Source organism: Thalassotalea sp. PS06 (assembly GCF_007197775.1).
GTDB lineage: Bacteria > Pseudomonadota > Gammaproteobacteria > Enterobacterales > Alteromonadaceae > Thalassotalea_A.
In genome coordinates this window covers 2,627,089-2,651,104 of the sequence record NZ_CP041638.1, presented here as the reverse complement: position 1 = coordinate 2,651,104, position 24,016 = coordinate 2,627,089, and the positions used below count along the sequence as shown (strand labels likewise).

Genomic DNA, 24,016 nt, shown 5'->3' with positions numbered 1-24,016 from the left:
CCCCAAAGATCGTCCTGGCAAATCATGTGTGACAGTATTCACGCTTTAATGTTGCGTGAAGTGAAAACTCGATTTGGTAGCAATCGACTCGGTTATTTTTGGGCTATTGCTGAGCCCTTTGCGCAAGCAACAATCATGGCGGCAATGTTTACTGCTATTGGTCGCAATAGCCTATCCGGTGTACCAGTGGCGATGTTTCTTATCTCTGGCATCTTGCCGTTTAAGATGTTTTCTAAGCTTATGCCGCAACTTGCGGCGTCGGTGTCGGCAAATAAAGGGTTGCTAGGGTACCGCCAGGTAGAACCAATAGACCCGTTAATAACGCGATTTATCATTGAAATGGTCACCTTTGTCATTGTTTATGCGATAACCGTTTCGGTATTAGCGTGGATCGGTTTTGAGGTAATGCCGGAAAATTTCAGTGCGTTAGTCTTGATCACTTGTTTATTAAGTCTATTAGCTTTAGGGCTTGGGCTACTGCTTTGCAGCGCGACAATTTACTGGGAAGACACACCAAAAATTGTTTCCATACTGATGATGCCAATGTTCTTAATTTCAGGGATCTTTTTTTCAGCAACTATGATCCCGTCGCAATATTGGTTTTTATTTGACTGGAACCCGATATTTCACGTTATTGAATTAAGCCGCGACGCTTACTTTCAGTCCTACACAACCCCTGTGGGGGATTGGAAATACGTCTGTTTTGTGGTGCTCTGCTGTTTGGCTGCCGGTTTAATGACTTTCCAAATCAATCGATTGAAGTTCATTACCGCATGATCAAATTAGAAAATTTAAACAAATATTATCGAACCAAAAACGGCCGTCATTACGTCTTTAAAGATGTAAATATTGAATTGCCCACCGACAGAAGCATTGCGGTTTTAGGCCCCAATGGCGCGGGTAAATCGACCTTAATTCGGATGATGGGTGGAGCGGATATGCCAAGCTCAGGAAGAATCATTTCTGATAAGAATATCTCCTGGCCCCTGGGATTAAAAGGTGGCTTGCAAGGCTCTATGACAGGACGTGAGAATGTTAGGTTCGTCGCTCGTATCCATGGCTACAAAGATACCAAACAAATTGAACAGCAAGTGGCGGATTTTGCCGAAATTGGCAAATATTTTGACGAGCCAGTTAAAACCTATTCAAACGGCATGCGCTCAAAAATAACCTTTGGCCTTACTATGGGCTTCGATTTTAACTTTGATGTACTGCTTATTGACGAATTAAGCGCCGTTGGCGACGCGGCTTTTAAACAAAAAAGTACCGCATTGTTAAAAGAAAAATATGAGACAACCAAGATTATTATGGTCCATCACTCAATCGCTGAATTAAAGAAATTTTGTGACTCTGGCGTTGTGGTTAAAAACCAAAACCTGGTCTTCCATGAAAATTTAAATGCAGCTATTGCTGACTACAGAAAAACTTATGTCAACTAATACTAAAATAAAGCAAAAGCCGGAAGCTAGTTTAAACCGGAAAGTGCGCAAGTTAAAAAACAATCCCAAGTTGTTTATCGCGGATTCAAAAGTCTACACCAACACCAGGCAAACACTACTGACGACCTGGACAAAACTAGGTTCATTTGCCCTTGTATTGTTGGCATCAGTATTAATCATTGCTTATTACATGGTTGTTGCTTCCCCCAGATTTGTCAGCGAATCGCAATTTGTGGTGAAAGAGGCGGGGTCCAGCGATATGGTTCTCGGTGGGTTAGCGGCACTGGGCGGCAGTTCACCGTCGATGCGAGATGCTTTGATCTTAAAAGCCTTTATTGAAAGCCGGGAAATGGCTATCTTGCTCGACAAAAAAGTACAGCTTAAGGCGCACTACGAGAATGAAAATTGGGACTTTTTCTCCAGACTCAAAAGCAACAGTAGTAACGAAGAATATATAAAATACTATCAGGAACACGTGAGTGTTTATCACGATGAAATGTCCGATGCGTTGAAAATCGAAGTGCAAACTTTCAATCCTGAGTATTCCCTGCAAGTTACTCAAACCTTGCTTGAAGCCAGCGAAGCATTTATCAATCAGCTCAGCGATAAAATGGTTCAGCAGCAATTATCCTACGCCCAACAAGAAGTGGAACGTGCCTACGCGAAAATGTCGGAACAGCAATCGTTACTTATCGAATTTCAGGATACCCACGAAACCTTCAGTCCAGAAGTTAAAGGCGGCGCTCTGGTGCAAGCGATTAATCAGCTCGAAGGCGAAATTATCAAGCAAGAGGCCGAATTAAAAGCGTTGTCGGTTGTGATGCGTGAGGATTCCGTCGATGTGTTGTCGAAACAAACGCAAATTGATTCTCTCAAAGCGCAGGTTGCGCAAGAGCAGGAAAAGCTAACATCAAAAGATCAGGGGTCGCTTAACAAAGTGAATCGTGAGTTTAAAGAACTGCAGCTAAAAAATGAATTAGCGGCCGAGCTTTACACCTCAACTCTGGTTAACTTGGAAAAGGTTCGCGCCGAAGCCTACCAGGATGTGAAACATTTATTGGTTATTGAATTTCCGGCTTTGGCTGAGGATCAAAAATATCCACGTCGTTTATACAGCATTTTTACTTGGTTTCTGGTTTTACTATTAACCTATGCCGTCGGGAAAATGGTATTCACCATTATTAAGGAACATAAAGAATAATGAAAAGCTATGTACCTATTTTACTTTTATTATTGATATCAAACTTGGCGTATTCCGCTGTCACTATCAATAAGGAAATTAGTGATGAGTCTCAGCAAACCATCGATAAAAGTGCGGTGTCGCAAAAATATGGTGGCTGGGTATTTAATGGTGGATTCAAAGAAACCTCCTTTTCTGCAATTAACCCAAATTATTTGATTAGCCAGGGCGATACCTTATTGGTTCAGCTCTGGGGTGGCGTAAATTTTCAGTCCGAGCTTATCGTTGACCCAAGAGGCAATATTTTTATTCCTAAAGTAGGTCCAATTAAAGTTTTGGGCGTGAGCAATGGAGAGCTCAATACGGTTGTTAACAACAGTGTTAAACGCGTATACAAGAGCAATGTTGAAGCCTATGTCAGCTTAATATCCAGTCAGAAAGTGAAAGTGTTTCTTTCCGGCTTAGTAGTAAATCCTGGCCTGTATGAAGGGCAAAGCGCGGATAGTATCTTACGATTTATCGATTTAGCCGGTGGTATTCGCGAAGATATCGGCAGCATGCGCCACATTGAAGTTAAGCGTAATAATCAAAGCAAATATCAGATTGACTTGTATCAGTTTCTACAGCGCGGTGAGATGCCGGCGATGCAATTACAAGATGGTGATGTGATATTCGTTGGCTCTAAACAAGGTGAAGTCGCTATTGAAGGCGAAGTTGGCTTTGAAGGTGTTTATGAGTTAAAAAACGCCAAAGCTAACTTACAGCAAATCATAAATGCCGTTGTTGCTAACGATAAAGCAACCCACATTACTATCATCGCTCCCGAGCAAACCAATACATCCGATTCGGTAAAACAGATATTAGCCAAACAATATCCGTTGATTTCAACCAATCTACAGGAGATTGACGTTGATGCTGGCGCTTTGATTAAAGTTTCTTCTCAGGTTCGTCCAACCAGTATTAGTGTCGATTTGCTTGGTGAGCACAATAGCGAGTATGAAATGGTACTGCCATGGGGCGCCACCCTGGCGGATTTGATTGCCAAGGTAGAATTTAACCAACAGTCCAATCAAGACGCGATTCAATTATTCAGAAGGTCGGTAGCCGTTCGTCAAAAGGATATGTTGAATGCATCGTTGAGTTCACTCGAGCAAACCGTGTTAACCACTCGCTCTCAATCCACCGAGGCAGCAGTACTAAGGGAAGCGGAAGCGTCCATTATTCTCGAATGGATTGAAAAAGCACGCCAAGTAGAACCTAAAGGGCAGGTGCTTTTGTCCGATGGTTATGAACCAGAAAAAATTGTCCTTCAACAAGGCGATAAGATTGTTATACCAGCCAAAAAGAACCTGGTTATGGTTCATGGTGAAGTACTATTTCCTACCGCTATCGCTTATAAAGGCGAGATGACCATCAAAGATATCGTGGGCAAAGCGGGTGGTGCTACTGCCGACTGGGATGATTTAAATATCCTGCTACAAAAACCTAACGGTGATTTTGTAAAAATTACCGGAAGCGATATCAAAGATCGCTCTTTGATTATGCCTGGCGATGAAGTCTTTGTGCTGGCCAAGCCAGATATGAAAGAGTGGCAATTAACCAAAGATGTGTTTCAGGTTATCTATCAAATCGCACTTTCTGCCGCCGTTGTTGTCGGTCTTTAATTAACCAAATAACTCAAAAAATCATTAAATTACTTTTTATTTTCAGGGAACTATCATGATTAATTTAGTGCACTCCGCTACTAAAACATCACGAAAGGGGATTATTCTTGCGGGTGGCTCAGGTACTCGTTTATACCCTTTGACGAAATCTGTCAGCAAGCAATTAATGCCGGTTTATGACAAACCGATGATCTATTATCCGCTATCAACACTGATGCTCGCGGGCATTACTGAAGTGCTTATTATCAGTACGCCGGATGACAAGGAAGACTTCGAGGAGTTGCTTGGTGATGGTTCTGATTGGGGAATTACTATTGAGTATGCAGTGCAACCAAGCCCTGATGGTTTAGCACAAGCGTTCATCATAGGTGAGGAATTTATCGGTGATTCTCCAGTATGTTTGATTCTCGGTGATAACCTGTTCTTTGGTCACGATATGTCCAAAGATATGTTATCTGCAGCCAGTGATGAAGAGGTTGGCGCAACGGTATTTGGTTATCATGTGCAAGAGCCTTCAGCATATGGTGTGGTTGAGTTTGATGAAACCGGAAAAGCGATTTCAATCGAAGAAAAGCCAGACGTACCCAAATCTAATTATGCGGTTCCAGGATTATATTTTTATGATAATCGTGTTGTTGAATTTGCAAAACAGGTAAAACCATCGCCACGAGGTGAGCTGGAAATTACCGATATCAACAATGCCTATTTATCCGAAGGTACACTGCGCGTACAAACCTTGAGCCGCGGCACTGCCTGGCTGGATACCGGTACTCATGATTCACTGCTCGATGCCGGGCATTTCATCGCCACCATTGAGAAGCGTCAGGGACTAAAAGTATGTTGTCCTGAAGAAATCGCTTACCGATTAGGCTTGATCAGCGGTGAGCAATTATACGTGCTGGCGGACAAAATGAAGAAAAATGGCTATGGCCAATATTTGTTCTCAGTGCTAAAAGCCCAAGAGTCGAAAGCGGGCCAATTAAACGCAGCGTTGAAGGTAGCAAATCAATGAAGTTAATTGATACCGCAATTGAAGACGTAAAAATCATTGAACCTCAAGTGTTTGGTGATGAGCGTGGTTTTTTCATGGAAACGTATCGCGCAAGCATCATCGACGAACTGACCGGCGGCAAGCCGTTCGTTCAGGATAACCATTCTAAATCTTCGCAAGGAATTCTTCGTGGATTGCATTACCAAATGCAGTCAACCCAGGGAAAGCTCGTGCGCGTAGTACAGGGTGAAGTTTTTGACGTGGCGGTAGATATGCGTAAAGATTCTCCGACCTTTGGAAAGTGGGTTGGAGAAATTTTGTCAGCTGAAAATAAACGCCAGCTTTGGGTCCCTGAAGGATTTGCTCATGGTTTTTATGTGATGAGTGAGACGGCTGAGTTTGTATACAAATGCACGGATTATTATGCGCCTGAGCACGATCGCTCATTGAAATGGGATGATCCAACCGTTGCTATCCAATGGCCACTGGTAAACGGTGAACAGCCGTTGCTGTCTGCGAAAGATGAAGCAGGTAAATCCTTCGAGGACGCTGATAAGTTTTAACATGAAAGTTTTAATTACCGGAAAAAATGGACAACTCGGTTCGGAGCTTCAGGCTATCTGCCCTGATAATGTAGAAGCTTTGTTTACAGGTTCGAGTGAACTAGATATCTCTGACAGCGGTGCTGTAGAAGCGTTACTTACAGAGTTTAAACCTGATGTAGTTATCAATCCTGCGGCATACACTGCGGTAGATAACGCAGAAACCGATCAGCAAACGGCGTTTAAGGTAAATGCGCAAGGGCCAAAAAATTTAGCATTAGCCTGTAAGAAAATTGGCGCAAATCTGATACACATATCGACAGATTTTGTATTTGACGGTTCGCAGAATACTCCTTATCAGCCTGACTCAAAAACAAACCCAGTCAGCGTTTATGGCGCGTCAAAACTTGAAGGTGAAAAAGCCGTTAGTGAAATCTTAGGTGCTAACGCGACGATTATTCGCACGGCGTGGGTATATAGTCGCTTTGGCAATAATTTCGTCAAAACCATGATACGTTTGATGCAGGAAAAACCTCAGCTTGGTATCGTTTCCGATCAAATAGGTACCCCGACGTCCGCAGAGAATTTAGCAAAAGCCATTTGGGCACTCACGCCTCAGTTGGTCAATATTGAAAGCAGCAAAACCAATGATGAAAGCAAAGCAATAATTTTCCATTGGAGCGATTTAGGCACCTGTAGCTGGTATGATTTTGCCGTATCTATTCAAGAACTTGGGCTAAAATATGGCTTGTTGGAACAAGAAATACCCGTTGCTCCGATTATGGCCAGCCAATACCCAACGCCGGCTAAAAGACCGTCTTACAGTGTCTTAGATACCAGTGCACTTCGCGAACAACTTGATTTTAGCGGCATTCACTGGCGTAAAGCGCTGGATAACGTAATTGCTTCGTTAACCAAATAATTTTAACCCTCCTACAGGAGCCAGGTAGCTTTTCATAACCGCCCAGAGTTATAAAAGTTTTTCTCCTTGTAGCCCCCAAAAATGAGAATAAAGATGAGAAATATATTAGTAACAGGTGGTGCCGGATTTATTGGCGCTAACTTTGTTTTATATTGGCTTGAAGCTAACCCTAGCGATAAGGTAGTTGTGCTTGATGCGCTGACCTATGCGGGCAACAGAGCTAACCTTGCGAGCGTAGAAGACCATGAACACTTTAACTTTGTACAGGGTGATATCTGTAATACCGACCTTGTCGAAAGTTTACTTAAAGAACACAGTATTGACACCATTGTTCACTTTGCAGCAGAAAGTCATGTCGATCGTTCAATCACCGGCCCGGATGCATTTATTGAAACCAACATTATTGGTACATACAGCTTACTAAAAGCGGGTAAAAAAGTTTGGATTGATGAGCCGAAGGCCAATGGTAATGACGTCATTCCACACCGTTTCCACCACGTTTCTACCGATGAAGTCTACGGTACCTTATCACCTACGGATCCGGCATTTACCGAAGATACGCAATATGCGCCAAATTCTCCATACTCGGCATCAAAAGCTGCCAGTGACCACTTGGTTCGCGCGTACCATCATACTTATGGAATGGAAGTTACCACCAGTAACTGTTCAAACAACTATGGTCCGTTCCACTTTCCAGAAAAGCTTATTCCATTAGTTATCACTAACATTCTTCATGATAAAGCCTTACCTATTTACGGTGATGGCCAGCAAATCCGCGACTGGTTATATGTAACTGACCACGCCCGTGGTATCGAAAAAGTATTGAATCAAGGGCGTTTAGGTGAGTGTTACAACATTGGTGGCATCAATGAATGGGCTAATATCGATATCGTCAAACTTATCTGTGAATTAATGGATGAAGCGTTTTCAAAAGACCCAAGCCTTGCAGAGAAGTATCCGTTAGCAACAAAAGCGATTGCATCTAATTCTGCTGAGCTTATTACTTATGTTGAAGACCGAGCGGGTCATGACCGTCGCTATGCAATAAACCCGGAAAAATCCAATAACGAATTGGGCTATCAGCCGGTGGAAAGCTTTGAGACAGGTATCCGTAAAACCGTTGAATGGTATTTGACTAATGATTCTTGGTGGCAAGAACTATTGCGCAATGGTTAATAAACAAATGTTGATTGAAAAAATAAAAAATAAAGCAAAAAGAAAAACAAAAAAGAAAAAACTGCGTTGTCAGTTTGATGGTTTTGATAATGGCTTTTTAATTGGTTGGGTTCCTGCTTTTGTTGAATCTATTGATATTTTTATTCAAGGTAAAAAGGTAGCAACAGGGAAATGTGATCAGCCCAGAGATGATGTGAAAGAGGCTCTGGGTATCGATGCTAAAGGATTCAGAGTGCTTCTGGATGGCCATGAATTAGAACAACATTGGTCATATTTACCTGAGCTAAATATCACCATTGAGGCTATTGAACACCCCAGAGTTAAGGTTGAAAAAACAATCTCATTAACTGATTTAGTTGATAACATAGAGTTTTTGAATCAAAGACCAACTAGAGATTTAAAAGTACTAATAGAGAAATCTCTATTGTGGAATGAAAGCTACTACTTCACACAATTGAACGGTGATAGGGCGTTACCAAAAAATCCGATAAAGGATTACATTTTATTTGGTAGTAAGATGCGACTAGATCCGTCCTCTCACTTTTCAACAAACTATTACTTAGACCAGGTTAAAGAAGATAAGGGGCAGATTGATAATAGCCTTGTCCATTACTTGACGTACGGTGAGTTAAATGGTTTCAAGCCAAACCCTTATTTTGATCCGTTGTCTTATCGCAAACTCAATTCAGATCTCGACGAGTGGCAACACAGTTTATTGGCACACTATGCTGTATGTGGTCAATCTGAGGGACGAGTGTATAACGACACAACAAACTTTCCTGTAGTTACTAAAGAAATTATAAAGCATGTTGAAAAAGAGTTTCCTTATCCTAGAAAAGCGTCGACTCAAGATTCATTTGGTCATTGTGAATATGTAATATGGGGCAAAAATTATGCCTTTATCGTTGGTTGGTATATTGGAGAAAACCCACTCTTAAAGTTAAGTTTATCTGTTGATGATAGCTCTTACATGTTGACAGAAGAATCAGTTCACGTAGAGGTGTTCAGGCCAGACGTTAAAAATGCTTTTTCAGAAAAGAATGTTTCTGACTTTAGTGGGTTTTTAGCGACAGTAAAGATTAAAGAATCGGTTAGTCCCGTTAACCAGTCCAGAGCTTTGTTTGTTCATTTGATTGATGAAAATGGCTCAATATCAGTACCTGTTCAATCACTGTTTTTATCTGAAGATGATAAAGTGGAAAATTGTGCGAGAGTATTAAATTGTTGGGATCCTCAAAATACACAACATCAGAAAAAAGCTTCGGACGTTATTCTTCCAATTATTCAAGATATTTATCCCGTCAATCACTCGGTATGGGCTAAGCGCGTAGATTTTGGTTCACAGGTAGAGGAACCTAAAGCGTCCGTAATTATTCCGTTGTATGGTCGATATGACTTTATGCGCTATCAATTATCTAACTTTGCTAGGTTTAACGGCTTAGATAGTTTTGAAGTTATTTATGTCGTTGACGATCCGTCAATTGTTAAGGCGGTAGAAGAACTTGCTGTTGTATTGCATAAAACATTCGAATTTTCTTTTAGCGTTGTTTTCCTGGAGAAAAATGTTGGTTATGGGCAGGCAAACAATATCGGTGTCAATTTCGCGAATAGTGACAATTTAATATTGTTAAACTCGGATGTAATTCCTAAAGATGGAAGTTGGGCCAAGGAGTTAGTTCATCAACTAAATACCTTACCTGATGCGGGAATAGTCGGGGCACGTTTGCTCTTCGAAGATGAGTCGATCCAACATGATGGTATGGCTCCGATGACTTTGGAACAATTCCCAGGGTTACTTTTCAATGATCATCCCAAGAAAGGCTTTCCTCTAACATTGGTTAACAACTCTGAAAAAGCGGAGGTTTGTCCTTTAGTTACTGCGGCTTGTGTTGCACTTAAAAAAGAAACTTTTGAATCGTTACAGGGCTTTGACCAAAGCTTTGTTCTTGGCGACTTTGAGGATTCTGATTTATGTCTGAGAGCATTGGAGAATGGCAAAAAAAATTACATATGTAGGCATGTAAAGTTGAATCATTTAGAACGATTGTCACAAAACATTATTGATACGGGTGGTTGGAAACACAAATTAACGTTGTTAAATGCCAATACTTATAGCCAACGTTGGTCGAAAACGTTGCAAGATCTTTACCCAGACCACACGAAAGGGCTTACCAATGCATAAAGTATTATTTTTGAGTCATGGCCATCCAGAATTGAACAAAGGTGGGGCCGAAGTTGCAAGCTGGAACTTATTTGAGGCACTGAAAGAAGCTGGACATGAATGCCTGTACGTTGCTCGTAATGATGCAAAATCGCATGGCGGCTCTACATTTTCAATTCGTAGTGAGGAAGAAGTCATTTTCCATACAGGAATGACTGATTGGTTTTGTTTAAGCTCCAGTAATACCAAGCATTTGTTCGATGATTTCGGTCAGCTTGTGCAATCATTTGAGCCAACGGTAATTCATATACATCATTACGCACATATTGGAATCGAAGTGCTAGCCGCAGCCAGAAAGGCGGCACCGAATGCGAAGATTATCTTCACCATACATGAGTTTATGGCGATGTGTTTACACAATGGGCAAATGGTTAAGACGGAAAGCCTTAAGCTTTGTTATAAAGCTACTCATTCAGACTGTGCACGTTGCTTCCCACAGCACTCACCAGCAGACTTTTTTCTTCGGAAAAGTTATATCCTTGATCAATTTAGTTATGTTGATGAATTCGTATCACCTAGTCAATTTTTAGCAGAACGCTATGTTGATTGGGGTTTACCGCAGGAAAAAGTACATGTAATTGAAAATGTTCTTCCTGAAATTTCTGCTATCCCGCCCAGAAAGTTAAAAAAGGGAGAAAAAAGAGGGCGCTTTGCGTTTTTCGGTCAGGTAAACCCATATAAAGGTATCGATATTCTGTTAGACGCATTTTCAAAGCTTCCTGAAGATATCAAGGACATGGTTTCTTTAGATATTCATGGCGCAAGCCTAGAGCACCAGAGTGGTGAATTTCAGGAGAAAGTTGCAAAACAGCTAGAGGATCTTGGTGAATTGGTTACCATGCGAGGCTCCTACGAATCTCATCAATTGCCGAACTTAATGGCGGAATGCGATTGGGTTATTATCCCATCCATTTGGTGGGAGAATTCGCCCGTTGTGATTCAGGAAGCAATTGCTTACGGTAGGCCGTTAATCGGTTCTAATATCGGAGGAATGAAAGAGAAAATTGAAGGTATAGCCGGTTTAACTTTTGATGCCAGGAGTTCAGTTTCACTAGCTTCCATGATCGAAACCGCACTTGATAATGAGGTTTTTGAACATAACCAGTCTCAGCTATCTAGAGTTGATGTGGTAAGTCAGCATTTGGATATTTTGAATGTATCTGCGTGAAGAACTCGATTTTTGAATCTTATGGTTTAAAACGAAAAGTGACTTACTAGTTAATAAGTTCCTCTGTTTCGATATGGCGTTTAAGGATAATGTTTTATTCAGAGCAAGCCGATTTGTTGAAATGAAACTTATTAAAAAATTAAAATAAAATGAGGAATCATAATTTGCAATATAATAGCGAAGAAATGAAAACCGAATATGAAAAGGTCGTTTCTTATTTAAAAGACAGTGGGCCTAACCTATTCAAAGGGGTTAGAAGCGACAAGCCTCTAATAATAAATACGCATATCAATGCAAGATTTATCAAATTAAGATTACAGGCAAAAGATAGCTTCCAATTGGACTCTATAAAAATCATTGATAAAAATGGGCAGAATGTTAGCTCAGGTGGAAATACTATTATAAGTTCATTTTTCAATGATTTAGAGAAATATGATGGTCGAAACTTTCTTGCTAGAACGGGTGACGGTGGTTGTGGTTTTCACACTAAAAATGAAGATAACCCCTGGCTAGTTATTGATTTAAAAGATAAGTATTCAGTCGAGCAAATCATTATTAATAACAGAGATGACAACTTTTATAAAAGAGCATTGAGCCTTTGTGTGGAATCATCAGGTGATTTAACTAATTGGACGACCATCTATGATAATTGGCAATATATAAAGCAATATAAAAACGGTCAACGTAGCGAATTTGAAAATTGCTTGCTTTACGCCAGTTCATTTTGTTTTGATAAAACTAAACCATTTGTAGATAAATTGAAAAAACTAGGGAGAGATACTGAGGCTTTAGTTGCTGTTGATTATATAAATAAGATAGTTAGTGAAGAAGGAATTGCGATCGGTCCTCACGGCTTCACAGAAACTTTTGGATTAGCTAGCGTCGAACGAAAAGAGCAAGTTTATTCAGAGCTCTCTAAATTACTGCATCTATTGAATGAAAAGTTTCAGGTACCGGCGTTTGTGTCTTCTGGAACTTTGCTCGGGATAGTGAGAGATGGTCAATTAATTGCTCATGATGATGACTTAGATATTTGTTATATCAGCCAAGAGGTAGAAAAGTCCGAGATTTTAAGAGAGCGAGAAGAAATTGTCGACTTTCTCGATCGTAATGGATATCAAGTCAAAAACTCTAACGTTGCCCACTTATGGTGCCGATCACCAAGCGGGATAATGGTCGATATATTTACAGGTTTCATTGAAGAGGGTTTTTGTAGCATGAATCCTTTCTCAAAAAAAGATTAAGGCGGAAAAAGTCATCCCTGTTCAGGCCATATCTTCAAATAACGTAAAGCTTTATTTGCCTGCTGATCCTGATGCAGTATTGAATGCAAATTATGGCGGGAATTGGTCTGTCCCCGATCCTCTTTGGCGTTTTGATTGGTCAAAAGCCGAACGCGATTTTAAATTTTTATATTTTGGGAATTAGAATGAAAACAGTAATTACTTTCGGAACATTTGACGTATTTCATGTAGGGCATGTCAACCTTCTGCAGCGCGCTGCAACATATGGAGATAGGCTAATCGTGGGCGTTTCTACAGACGAATTGAATTTTTCCAAAAAAGGCCGGAACCCTGTTTACAACCAAGATGATCGAATGAAAATTATTAATGGACTCAGGTACGTAAATCTATGTTTTGAAGAATACTCATTAGAGAAAAAAAGAGAGTATATCGAATATTATGGCGCAGATATTTTAGTAATGGGCGATGACTGGAAAGGAAAGTTCGATTACTTATCCGACATTTGTGAGGTCGTTTACCTGGAGCGGACACCGTCAGTATCAACAACGGAAATTATTGAGGTAATAACCTCGCGTTAGAGGTTTTATTTCAAATTCTAACCTTTGCAAGGCCTATATCATCTATGCTGCACCTTTCCTTGGATTCTTTCTAGTCTTATTAATCCTACAAATGAAATTATCAAAAATCATACACAATACGTGCCTTCTAATAGATCGTCGTTCTAAAACCTCTATTTATGAGACTGCAAATGTTAAACGGACTGCTAACTGTTTGGAGTGGAATAACACTGACCCTCAATGTTATATTCAAACTAGCAATATTTGCCCTCCACAGGTTTTACATGTTGGAGGTCAGAGTCTCACACTCGGTAATAAATGTTGTCAAAGCTCTATGTCGATTATGGTAAGGGTTTTAGTGAGTCAAATGCGATCAATTTGCCTATCAAAGGAATTGGTTGTTTCAAGCGAGTTTGCTTTTTGAGCGCCCAATTAAAGGATTAAGGTGGGATCCTTCCGAAACTCCAGGAAGTGCGTTTGGTTTGGAGATAAGGCTGAGAAAAATCACTCACAGATTGCAAGAACAAGGATCCTGAGAAAGCTTGAAGTTAAATTTGGCAATACTTTACGGCACTTTATTTAGTAGTGAATCGACAACGTGTTTATTAAATAAATATGACAAGTTATTCGATTTAAAGTCAAATCATGTTGCATCTTATGATGCTTGGATAAACTCTATAGAACCTGCGCTCTGGAGCAAGGGTATTTCAAAAGCTGGTGTAAATGAAAGTCCTTCCCTCTATTTTCGATTTTAGTCCCTACGTACAACACTAAACCTCAGTTTTGGATGAGTGCATTCGCTCTGTTTTAGACCAAACATGCGACAATTGGCAATTGGTTATAGCAGACGATGCATCTACATGTATAGATACGCATGCGTGTTTGAAGAAGTGGCAAATCTTGATGATTCAAGGATCAGTATTATTTTCGAGAGGATAATGGGCATATTTCAGCAGCAAGTAATTCGGCTTTGGCTTACGCTAAAGGAGAGTACATCGTGTTGTTGGATCATGATGATCTCTTATCCCCTCATGCACTGAATGAAGTGGCGTTGAAGATAGAATCTAATACGAATTTGAAATTAATTTACTCTGACGAAGACAAGGTAGATGAAGATGGCAAGCGCTCATCTCCGCATTTTAAGTCTAGTTGGAATCCGGATTTACTCTATTCCCAAAACTATGTTTCTCACCTGGGCGTATATAAGCGGGAAATTGTAAATAAAATAGGCGGCTTTAGGCTCGGCTATGAAGGCAGCCAAGATTTTGATTTGCTGTTGAGGTTTACAAGAGAGATCACAGAATCCGAAATTGCCCATATTCCGAAAGTGCTGTATCACTGGCGTGCCATTGAAGGTTCGACTGCATTGGACGAAGGCGAGAAGAGTTATACCACAGAAGCTGGAATCCGAGCGCTTCGAGATCACTTTGCCGCGATGAACGAGAAAGTACTGATCGAGTCGGGTAAATATCCTAATACTTATAAAACTTCTTGGGTCATGGACTCCGAACCTTTGGTAAGTTTAATTATTCCGACATACAATGGTTATGAAATAACGAAACAAGCCATTGATTCAATATTAGAAAAAACCACATACAAAAATTACGAGATATTGTTAATCGACAATAATTCCGACGATGAAGTCGCGTTAAGCTACTTTGACGACATTAGTAATCATCCCCAAGTTACCCTTTTAAAATACCCATTTCCATTTAACTATTCTGCAATAAATAATTTTGCTGCTGGTTATGCAAATGGAGAAATTATTGGTCTGATTAATAATGATGTCGAAGTTATCAATGGCGATTGGTTAACACAAATGGTTAGTCATGCAGTAAGAGATGAAATAGGCTGCGTCGGTGCAAAGCTTTATTACAGCAATGATACTATACAGCATGCGGGGGTCATTTGCGGCATAGGTGGTGTAGCGGGGCATTCTCATAAATATTTCGAGAGAGATGACCCTGGCTATTTCTCTCGACTTAATTTAAACCAAAACTTATCCGCTGTAACGGCGGCGTGTATGTTAGTCAAGAAGCCGATATTTGAACAAGTAGGTGGGTTGAATGAACATGACCTTACAGTGGCTTTTAACGATGTTGATTTTTGTTTGAAGGTTAAACGAGCTGGCTACCGAAATTTATGGACACCATATGCTGAGCTTTATCATCATGAATCTATCAGTCGAGGTGCAGAAGATAGCCCTGAGAAGATTAAACGGTTTAATGAAGAAGCACGACATATGAAGTCAACATGGCCTAAAGAGCTGGCAAATGATCCATTTTATAGCCCCAACCTTACTAAGAATAAAGAGAATTTTGAAATAAATGGCTAACATCGTTGTAAAAAAATTGCCAAATAACCTTGATAGGATTTTGTTTCATGTAGATTCAGAAACCGTTGAGAAAAAAAACAAACTTTGTGGTTGGATAATTGATATGGATTCTGAAATTAATAGGGTTTTTTATAGTTCAAAAAACGGTAAAACTATTTCGGAAATACACTTGTGTTTCCCCAGACCTAAACTGGGTGAGAGCTTTCCTGATATAGAAAATTCTGGCAATTCCGGTTTTGAAATAGATCACTCTAATTTTAAGGCTGAAGAAAAATATAATATCAAGATTCAATTGCATTCGGGCCAAACGATTTCTCTTGCGGAGATTTCTACAGTAAATTCGATTTTATATGTTCACATACCAAAAACAGCCGGTTCTACGATTAACAATATCATGGAAGAGTTATTGGGACATTCTGCAGTATTGAAACATGTGGAATCGAAGTCTAATTGGAAGGATGAGCTTCAAAATCGTAACATTTCATTTTGTCTGGCCATCTAGTTTATGAAAACTTTAAAAAACACGCTGACATAGGCTGCTTTAAAAAAGCTGTAACATTACGAGAGCCATATGCTCATGTTATCTCCCATTTAGCTTGGGTACGAGCGCTAGGGGAGCCGGAAAACGCAGACAGATACATGCAGCATCCGGAATACATTCGAATCATTGCCGATAAAATGAAACAGTTCGATTTATCCAACGCATCAGAAATTACTAAGATGCTCAATTCGTTTGAGCCACGGGAATATCACCTGTTTGACAATGTTCAAACTCGTTACCTTCGTAAAAATACCTCAAAACCTCAGATTTCAAAAAGCGATGTTGATGAGGCTATAGAAAACCTCAAAGAGTTTGACGTGATCGGCTTTGACAAAAATATCAATCAATTTTTAACGTCTATCTTGAATCATTTTGGGCTAGTTTATACGCCTACAACAAATCGAGTCGATAATGCCCTTAACCATAAATTTGGGTTGGAAGCTTCCGATGAAAGCATTTGTGAGGCTCTCAAACCTTTGGTTGTCCATGATCTAGCGCTTTATCAGTATTTAGAAACAAATCATTTTTATGCTAACTAATTTATTTTCAAGAGAGCGTGACAAAAGAGTCTTTCCACAACTATTCATTCACGTTGGACCTGGTAAAACGGGCACTTCCGTAATTCAGAATTGGTGTAGTAAAAATACTAAATTTCTAGAAAAAAAGGGGTACTACTATCCAGAGCACAATTTGGATGAAAATGGGATTAGTTCAGGCCATGCGGGCCTGCTAGGAACTGTAATTGATGGTAAATGGACGTTAAGCTCATCTAAAATAAATAAATTTAAAGGTGATATATCTCGGCTTCGTAATAAGAAAATTATTTTGTCTTCTGAGGCTTTTTGGCGTCACTTAGACAAGTTAATTGAGTATTTTCCAGGCGCCCAATTTATATTTTACATTCGCTCCCCGCTAGAATTCTTTGAGTCCGGTTATAACCAGAATGTAAAACGTTCCAGGTTAATGAAGCCAATAGCTGATCGTTACCATTCATTTAGTGCAAGACCTTATGGCGCAGAGTTCCTGACCAAGGCGGTACGAGATTATCGGCTGGAGAACTTTATTATCAGGTTGTACTCCAGAGACTTATTTGCAGGTGGAAACATCCTGCACGACTTTTTTGAAATATTTAATATTTCAAAGTTACCGAATTTAACGGTTGGTGATGTTAATCCTTCTTATTGTTTTGAAGCATTAGAATTCAAACGATTAATCAACCATTACCATTTATCTGCAGCCAATGATATTAAATTGGATAAGTTGCTTCAGAGTTATCAGGGGGGGGTTACAGACTACTCAATCGTTGACCCAGAGACCTATGAAGCATTTAAAATACAAGTTGTGGATACACTCGTCCCGCTTCTTGAACAGTGTAAAATTCCTGAAAGTTCGGCTAAAGGGTTTCTGGATCAGATAAAAACTAAGAAGCAAAAGGCATACTTTAAGCAGAATCTTAGCGATGATGCTCGAAATTCGATACTCCAATACCTGTCTGAACATGACAACGATTTAGCTGCATTACTGCGAATGAAACTTAAATGCAAACCGGGCGATGAGGCAGATTCATCAGTAACTGAGAAAGTGCAACTCGGGAAAGGAGTTCCTAAAACCGCGCATCGTTTATTAGATTCTTTAACAGAGATTTATGGGAACGACATCGCTTCAGCCGAGCTCTACCGAGATTTATCGTGTTGTTTCGAACATGAAAATCTTGGCTTAGCTCAGATCCTCATGGAAAACGCGGCTAAGTTGAGACCCACAGGACCATTTATCAATTCGAAACTTAGCTATCTGAACAAGCTCCTGGATGAGAGCGGGAGTTAATAACTTTAACGCCTAAAACTTTTCACAACTTTTGAGTCGCGGAAGAATTCGCGAGGTGAACGCAACAGCTTTTTAGCTTTTCTTGATATTGTACTGGGCTTAGCGGGCTTATCTAAAAGGCTAATGGTGGTTGCTCTGTTTTTTAACAAAGTATTAATCTCAATTGAGACATCGCAGATCTTTAACGATGTTCCTAATTTATTGGTCAATGGCTCTGGAATTAACACTTGAGATTGTCCAAATGCTTCATCAACGAAATTGGCATGTTTGAAATCAGTATCTGTCGGGTTTAGCAATTTTCCAGGCCATCTTGGGCCAAACCAGGCGCTCATAAGGTAATGATGTAACCGCGCATATTTTTCGGAAAGTTTAATTGTTACGATTTCAGAGCCTGCTTCTGATAACCCTAAACTCTGCAACCTTTGTTCTTCTTTGCGATGAACTGCTTTTAGAGCACGGTCTTCAGCATCAGCACAGGCCGTTTGATAGCTAGCTTCATCTGTCATCTGCTCGAGGGCGGCTAGCCATTCTTGGTCAGTGCTACAAAGCATCAAGCCTTTATTTTTGAAGCGAGATATATCGTCGATAGGTGAGCAGATTGCCGGAACCCCGAGCAAACCACTTTCCCAAAATTTTAAACCACTTTTACACTGGTTAAATACATTGTCTTCAAGTGGGGCCAAAGTTAACCAACTCGTTGCAATTAAATCCGGTAGCTCCTCAAACGCTACGTAACCTCTGCGTACAAATTGCCCTTGCGGAAACGCGGATTCGTCGACACTCATATCACCAATAACTTCGAGTGTGACGTCAGGATGTCTTATTAGAAATGTCGAGAGCGGTGAAGCAATCCGCTGAAAATCGTGACTGTGGTGACTGGTGCCAGGCAAATAACGAATGATTTTCTCGGCAAATTTGCTTTGTACACTGGTCTTTTCAACCTGGTTTACCCATCTTAGCGGAAGCATATTAAAGATGACATCAATGTTTTCAGCGGAGTGGTTGAGCGCATTGACTGTATTTTCAAGTTGGTTTTTTAATGGTTGGGTTGAAACCCAAAAATTAGCAAACAGCTTTAGCGCTTTTTGGTAGGAATGAACTTGCTTCAGGCATTGATTTGCCGACATTTTTCCTGACAACACTGCCGGGCTTTGCTCGACGGAATCGGTACAGAATAATAAATCATCGTAATCGGCAACCGTATAGATGCCGGCTCCTGATAATTTCTGGACAAATGATTTGAGCTTTCTTGAATACTGCGGGCGATGGAAAACAACGTGGGAATAATCGCTCAGTTCAATAGCCTTGTGCTGGCTAAAGTGAATAACATCGGCCTTTACGCCACTTGCATTGATAAACTCCGCAGGAAAAATACATCGATAACGAGCGGAGGCGTCGTTATAGAAGAAGTCACCGCGTTTTGAGTGACTAATAAAAAGAAATCGAACCATGCAAGCCGTCTGGGATCGTCTACAGAGAGTTTCGTATTATAGGTTTTGAGAGGCGAGAATGTACAGTCTGAATAGCAAATGTTTTGCGGCAATGGTATTCACTCAGGCAAAACTTAACAACCTGATAACAAAGCTTTTTATGCATCAGGGTTTAATTTGAACGATTGCTTAGATATAATCACGATGCTTTTCGTAAGCTTGGTGTTTTTCGTCAATACCTGAATCGTATTCCCCCAATTACAATGTCGAAAAAGCCTGATATCCAACTTCTTTGCATTTTGCATTTTGCTTTTTGCGGAGCATAGTTTTTAACCTTCAACTGATTTTATTCATGACAATTTACACAAGCTCAAAAGGACTGGCAAAACGAAAGCAGCTTATCGAAGCAGTGTTTGGCATGCCGCTGGAAATCTTCCGCAGTAATAAATGCCTGGCAGGTGATGACGTTTTTGTCGGTTGGGGCTTAAAGGCCAATACTGAAAATGTTCGTAAGCAAGCGTCATTAGCCAAAGCCCCTTTTTGGGCATTGGAAGATGGGTTTATCGGCTATACAGGCCACCCGTCAAAATCAGGAATTGCTGTTTCCATTATCAAAGATGTGGCCGGCATGTACTACGATGCCAGTCAGGAATCTGATCTAGAAAACTTGATAAAAGCCAGAAGCTATAACGGCTCGACAGAAAGAGCCAAACCGTTAATCGGTGCGATTATCCGCAATGGGGTAACCAAGTACAATTGCTATGATTCATTGGCATTGCCACCAGCTATTGCGCAGCGGCTTGATGCCATTAAAGGGAAAAAAATTCTTTTAATTGATCAGGTTGCCGGCGACCTGTCGGTACAAGGTGCGTTGGCCAGCGACGCTGATTTTTTAACAATGCTTGAGGCAGCAAAGCGCGATAACCCTGAGGCAACTCTAATTCTTCGTGCTCACCCTGATACCCGTTTAGGTAAGAAAAAAGGCATTTTGGCACGTCAGAACCTCGATAATGTTATGGTTATTAGTGAAGCCTGCCATCCCCATGCTCTGTTAGGGGCTGTAGACGAAGTCTATACGGTCTCCTCGCAAATGGGCTTTGAAGCATTGCTACTGAACAAACCGGTACACTGTTTCGGTATGCCGTTCTATGCTGGGTGGGGGCTTACAAACGATACTAAACAATGTAAGAGAAGGAACATCAAAGTTTCTCTTGAACAGCTTGTATCCGCCGCTTTAATTGATTACCCACGTTATTTCAATCCGATAAGTGGTAAGCCTTGTGAAGTAGAAGAAATCGTTGCGTTGATCGGCACGCAATTGCAACGCGATGCTATGTCGCTGTCAATGCAATTACAACCAAGGCCAAAGTATTCCACCATCTATTTGGTGGGGTTTTCGTTTTGGAAGCGGGCGTTCATTAAGACATTTTTTAAACACCACGCTGACAAACTTAAGTTTGTTTCCCGACCGGTAACGCAACTTAACGACGGTGAACAAAATGCGGTTTGGGGTAATAAATATCCGGAATTAAACTGCTGTATCCGCATCGAAGATGGGTTTATACGCTCTTCAGGACTAGGCTCAAATTTGTGCCGACCATCGTCTTTAGCTATTGATTTTAATGGGATTTATTTCAACAGCACGCGTCCGAGTGATTTAGAACACAGTTTAAACTCCTATCCTTTTGAAGCTGCCCACGCATTGCGCGGCGAGAAGTTGATAGAATTGCTTAATGCGACCGGCGTAAGTAAATATAATGTTGGCAGCCATGAAGATTTTCTCCCGCCGCAAGGAAAGCGTAAGATCCTGCTCGTTGTCGGGCAGGTAGAAGGGGACGCATCCCTATTGACAGGAAGTCCTCGAATTCAATCTAACGAACAACTTCTTTGCTCGGTAAGAGAAAAAAATCCTGATGCCTTTATCATTTATAAACCGCATCCTGACGTTGTCGCTGGGAATAGGGGCGGTGATATCAGCTCTGAGTGTCGCAATCACTGTGTCGACCAGGAAGTGTCGAAATTAACTTTAAATAAGTTATTTCCACACATAGATGAACTTCATACTATGACCTCTCTGAGCGGATTCGAGGCTTTGATCAGAGGCGTTAAAGTGGTGACCTGGGGCCAGCCATTTTATTCCGGTTGGGGGTTAACTGAGGATCATTGCCAACCGCAACGACGAGAACGAAGTATATCCCTTGCCGAGTTGGTTTACGCTACGTTGGTTATCTACCCCCGTTATATAGACTGGCCTACAGGCCTGTTTTCCTCCCCAGAACTGGCGATCGCCGGATTGGCCGAGCAAGGCTCAACGGCCATTAATCGAGACAGTTTCTGGCAACGAATTAAAACTAAATGTATTTACCTTTGGCATACGTTTAATTGACGTTGGATTATCCAATTTTTATGAAACATATTTTATTTTTACAAAGCCCTTTAGGTACGTTTTTCAAGCATCTGGCGCAGCATTTTTCCAGTCAGCAACATTGTACCTACAAGATTAACCTTAATGGTGGCGACAGAGTGTACGCCTGGGCCGATAAAGTTTACGACTATACGGGCCTGGCAAAGGACTGGAGTGATTACCTTAATGCCTTTTATAAAGAGCACAAAATCACCGATATTGTCGTGTACGGCGATTGTCGCTATTACCATAGTGTGGCTATTTCTTTAGCCAAAGCCTGCGGCATTAAAGTATGGTGCTTCGAAGAAGGGTATTTACGAGCTGGCTTTGTGACATTGGAAGAAAATGGTTGCAATGCCAATTCTGAATTAGATCTAGACCTTGTCAAAATCAATAATACTGACGCCAAAACTGTAAAGAGCACCGCAAACGTTGGGCCGACATTTAAAAAACGTCTTTGGTATGGTTTTCGTTATTATGTTGAATATCAAAGACAGAACAAATCTTTCATCAACTACATCCATCATCGCCCCTGGACGAGCTGGCAGGAATGTTTTTTTTGGTTGAGTAACTTCCGGCAAAAGTGGAGTTCAATGTTGGTTGATAGGCTAACTAAACGAAAACTCATCAGCAAACATCGCGGAAATATTTATCTGTTACCATTGCAGGTTCGAGTTGATTTTCAATTAAGACAACACTCTCCTTTCGCTTCGGTTGAAGAGGTGATTAAACAGGTAATTCATTCGTTTGCGACGAATTCTGAGAAAGACAAGGTTCTGGTAATTAAGCACCACCCTCAAGACAGAGGCTTTATTAGTTACCAAAAACTCATCAAGGGATTAACCAGCTTTTACAAGTTGGAAGGCAGGGTTTTTTATGTTCACGAACTCAACCTTCCAAAAGTTTACCCGTATTTGCGTGGGGTAGTAACGGTCAATTCAACGGTTGGATTATCTTCGTTATTACACAGTATCCCGACTATAGCTCTGGGGAGCGCGTTGTATGATCTCCCCGGAACCACATTCCAGGGCAGTTTAGATGATTTCTGGAAATCCAGCTATCGGGTTAATTCCAAGTTTTTTGCAAAGTTTCATACTTATTTGATGCAAGAAACTCAGTTGTCCGGAGATTTTTATACCGAACGGCAGCAATTATTAACATTATGCTATCAAAAAATGTGTCGTACTAATGACGACATAAAAACGGTACAAAAAATCGCTTAAATGCTTAGCTTGGCCGGTTAATACCAATCCCACTAAGTTTGTGCACAACTCAGAGTTAGGGCAGAGGTTCAGTTACAACATAGATTTCATTGATATAGTCATTCTATATTAATGAAATATAGGGCCTTAAATGGGCCTCTCACTAACTCCCTACGGGTGAGTTTTAAAGGCGTTTATCCTGCGTTACTGATTTTGGCTAATTTTGAAATAATGGAACGACCATTCTCTGCAATCAAAGCCTTGTCTAAAAGCCTTTAAATTCTCACTGAGTGAGCGATAATTTAATGTGATTGGTATAACATACCGGTCAACTAATCCCTTGTCTTTCCTGATAATTTATTTGCTATCTGCTTTTCCATATCCTACCTTTTTTAATATCGGATCTGATATTTCTTTTCATTTAATTTTTGGTGCATTTCTTTGCCGATAAAAGGACCAACGGCACCGAGCGTTACCTGCAGTTTTCATTTATGGGTTAGTCCTCTTAGTGGCTTACTCCCAGGAGATTGCTTGTGGGAAAAATTCGTCAATATTATTCGCTTCGTACCACCATCACTTGTTTCAGCCTCTTTGTTTGCTCGGGAGCAGCGGCGCTCGACCACAATGTTAGCCTTTCCTATTCATATCCAAGCGCGGTTCAAAACATTGATATCGAAAAAGTTGAATTAACCTATTCAACGTCCGATTACTCGATTTCAGAGTATCTGCCGATTTACTTGTATCCCCTGTTGAATATTGGCCAACTGCAAACATCAGGGGGGGATGGCGAAATTCTCGGGGCGGGCGGTGGAGTCAATTATTACCTAAATTATTCATTACGACTATTTGGAGAAGGCGGGGTGTACTGGTTGTCAAACTACGAGTTTGGGGAACCTGGCGTTGCGTTTAAAGACTATGGTGGGCCTATCCAATTTTATTACAAAGTAGGCTCGAGCTTTGCTTTAAGTAAAGATATAGAAGTTGGGCTTGCCTATCAGCATATGTCTAACGCCAACAGATACGATATCAATCCTGCGTTGAATTCTATCCAATTGAGTTTTCAATATTCATTTTAAGGACAACCGATAAAGCAATAACCCAAATTGGTTAATCGATTTTTTGTGAACTAGGCTTTTGATAAATGTTTTATCGAAAAGTAAACATAATTCCATGTGA

General features: G+C 40.6%; 21 protein-coding genes and 1 pseudogene. 21 read left to right on the top strand and 1 reads right to left on the bottom strand.

What is annotated here, in order from left to right; all coding sequences use genetic code 11:
- Positions 1 to 24: 24 nt before the first annotated feature.
- From FNC98_RS11745 to FNC98_RS11670, 18 genes and pseudogenes are all read left to right on the top strand, one after another.
- Positions 25 to 777, top strand: a complete 753-nt coding sequence (locus FNC98_RS11745) for an ABC transporter permease (protein ID WP_260680351.1) — start codon at positions 25 to 27, stop codon at positions 775 to 777.
- Complete coding sequence (locus tag FNC98_RS11740) at positions 774 to 1,439, top strand: ABC transporter ATP-binding protein (protein WP_143581417.1); 666 nt, start codon at positions 774 to 776, stop codon at positions 1,437 to 1,439. Before FNC98_RS11745 ends, FNC98_RS11740 begins: the two co-directional genes overlap by 4 nt.
- The gene (locus FNC98_RS11735; RefSeq protein WP_143581416.1) at positions 1,429 to 2,640 is read left to right on the top strand and encodes a lipopolysaccharide biosynthesis protein; all 1,212 of its coding nucleotides are present in this window, start codon (positions 1,429 to 1,431) and stop codon (positions 2,638 to 2,640) included. Before FNC98_RS11740 ends, FNC98_RS11735 begins: the two co-directional genes overlap by 11 nt.
- Positions 2,640 to 4,283: a polysaccharide biosynthesis/export family protein gene (locus tag FNC98_RS11730; protein WP_143581415.1), complete on the top strand. Its 1,644-nt coding sequence runs from the start codon at positions 2,640 to 2,642 to the stop codon at positions 4,281 to 4,283. The genes FNC98_RS11735 and FNC98_RS11730 overlap by 1 nt, the downstream gene beginning before the upstream one ends.
- Positions 4,284 to 4,338: 55 nt before the next feature.
- Complete coding sequence (rfbA, locus tag FNC98_RS11725) at positions 4,339 to 5,295, top strand: glucose-1-phosphate thymidylyltransferase RfbA (RefSeq protein WP_143581414.1); 957 nt, start codon at positions 4,339 to 4,341, stop codon at positions 5,293 to 5,295.
- The gene (rfbC, locus tag FNC98_RS11720; protein WP_143581413.1) at positions 5,292 to 5,837 is read left to right on the top strand and encodes a dTDP-4-dehydrorhamnose 3,5-epimerase; all 546 of its coding nucleotides are present in this window, start codon (positions 5,292 to 5,294) and stop codon (positions 5,835 to 5,837) included. Before rfbA ends, rfbC begins: the two co-directional genes overlap by 4 nt.
- A 1-nt stretch (position 5,838) precedes the next feature.
- Positions 5,839 to 6,738, top strand: a complete 900-nt coding sequence (gene rfbD, locus FNC98_RS11715) for a dTDP-4-dehydrorhamnose reductase (RefSeq protein ID WP_143581412.1) — start codon at positions 5,839 to 5,841, stop codon at positions 6,736 to 6,738.
- Positions 6,739 to 6,831: 93 nt separating this feature from the next.
- On the top strand, positions 6,832 to 7,914 hold the full coding sequence (gene rfbB, locus FNC98_RS11710) for a dTDP-glucose 4,6-dehydratase (RefSeq protein ID WP_221932885.1): 1,083 nt from the start codon (positions 6,832 to 6,834) through the stop codon (positions 7,912 to 7,914).
- Positions 7,907 to 10,096, top strand: coding sequence for a glycosyltransferase family 2 protein (locus FNC98_RS11705; protein WP_185967948.1), 2,190 nt, complete (start codon positions 7,907 to 7,909; stop codon positions 10,094 to 10,096). Before rfbB ends, FNC98_RS11705 begins: the two co-directional genes overlap by 8 nt.
- A complete protein-coding gene (locus FNC98_RS11700; protein WP_143581410.1) occupies positions 10,089 to 11,303 on the top strand; it encodes a glycosyltransferase in 1,215 nt (404 codons plus the stop codon). Before FNC98_RS11705 ends, FNC98_RS11700 begins: the two co-directional genes overlap by 8 nt.
- Positions 11,304 to 11,467: 164 nt before the next feature.
- Entirely contained in the window at positions 11,468 to 12,547 is a 1,080-nt protein-coding gene (locus FNC98_RS11695; RefSeq protein WP_185967947.1) for a discoidin domain-containing protein, read from the top strand.
- 185 nt (positions 12,548 to 12,732) lie between these two features.
- Positions 12,733 to 13,125, top strand: a complete 393-nt coding sequence (locus FNC98_RS11690) for an adenylyltransferase/cytidyltransferase family protein (protein WP_144035544.1) — start codon at positions 12,733 to 12,735, stop codon at positions 13,123 to 13,125.
- A gap of 762 nt (positions 13,126 to 13,887) precedes the next feature.
- The gene (locus FNC98_RS17105) at positions 13,888 to 14,043 is read left to right on the top strand and encodes a glycosyltransferase (protein ID WP_185967946.1); all 156 of its coding nucleotides are present in this window, start codon (positions 13,888 to 13,890) and stop codon (positions 14,041 to 14,043) included.
- Positions 14,036 to 14,320 (top strand): annotated as a pseudogene (locus FNC98_RS17100) (glycosyltransferase); the annotation flags it as partial. The gene FNC98_RS17105 and the pseudogene FNC98_RS17100, both read left to right, overlap by 8 nt.
- Before the next feature lie 219 nt (positions 14,321 to 14,539).
- Positions 14,540 to 15,439: a glycosyltransferase family 2 protein gene (locus FNC98_RS11685; protein ID WP_409574582.1), complete on the top strand. Its 900-nt coding sequence runs from the start codon at positions 14,540 to 14,542 to the stop codon at positions 15,437 to 15,439.
- A complete protein-coding gene (locus FNC98_RS11680; RefSeq protein WP_143581408.1) occupies positions 15,432 to 15,941 on the top strand; it encodes a sulfotransferase family 2 domain-containing protein in 510 nt (169 codons plus the stop codon). The genes FNC98_RS11685 and FNC98_RS11680 overlap by 8 nt, the downstream gene beginning before the upstream one ends.
- Positions 15,942 to 16,117: 176 nt before the next feature.
- Positions 16,118 to 16,519, top strand: a complete 402-nt coding sequence (locus tag FNC98_RS11675) for a hypothetical protein (protein WP_143581407.1) — start codon at positions 16,118 to 16,120, stop codon at positions 16,517 to 16,519.
- Entirely contained in the window at positions 16,509 to 17,804 is a 1,296-nt protein-coding gene (locus tag FNC98_RS11670; RefSeq protein ID WP_143581406.1) for a hypothetical protein, read from the top strand. The genes FNC98_RS11675 and FNC98_RS11670 overlap by 11 nt, the downstream gene beginning before the upstream one ends.
- Before the next feature lie 5 nt (positions 17,805 to 17,809).
- Here FNC98_RS11670 and FNC98_RS11665 read toward each other — a convergent pair whose 3' ends face one another.
- Complete coding sequence (locus FNC98_RS11665; RefSeq protein ID WP_143581405.1) at positions 17,810 to 18,931, bottom strand: glycosyltransferase family 1 protein; 1,122 nt, start codon at positions 18,929 to 18,931, stop codon at positions 17,810 to 17,812.
- Between the two features lie 655 nt (positions 18,932 to 19,586).
- Here FNC98_RS11665 and FNC98_RS11660 point away from each other — a divergent pair.
- From FNC98_RS11660 to FNC98_RS11650, 3 genes are all read left to right on the top strand, one after another.
- Entirely contained in the window at positions 19,587 to 21,620 is a 2,034-nt protein-coding gene (locus tag FNC98_RS11660; RefSeq protein WP_143581404.1) for a capsular polysaccharide biosynthesis protein, read from the top strand.
- Positions 21,621 to 21,640: 20 nt separating this feature from the next.
- Positions 21,641 to 22,861: a capsule biosynthesis protein gene (locus tag FNC98_RS11655; RefSeq protein ID WP_143581403.1), complete on the top strand. Its 1,221-nt coding sequence runs from the start codon at positions 21,641 to 21,643 to the stop codon at positions 22,859 to 22,861.
- Positions 22,862 to 23,373: 512 nt separating this feature from the next.
- Positions 23,374 to 23,916, top strand: a complete 543-nt coding sequence (locus FNC98_RS11650) for an acyloxyacyl hydrolase (RefSeq protein WP_185967945.1) — start codon at positions 23,374 to 23,376, stop codon at positions 23,914 to 23,916.
- The last annotated feature ends 100 nt before the right edge of the window (positions 23,917 to 24,016 follow it).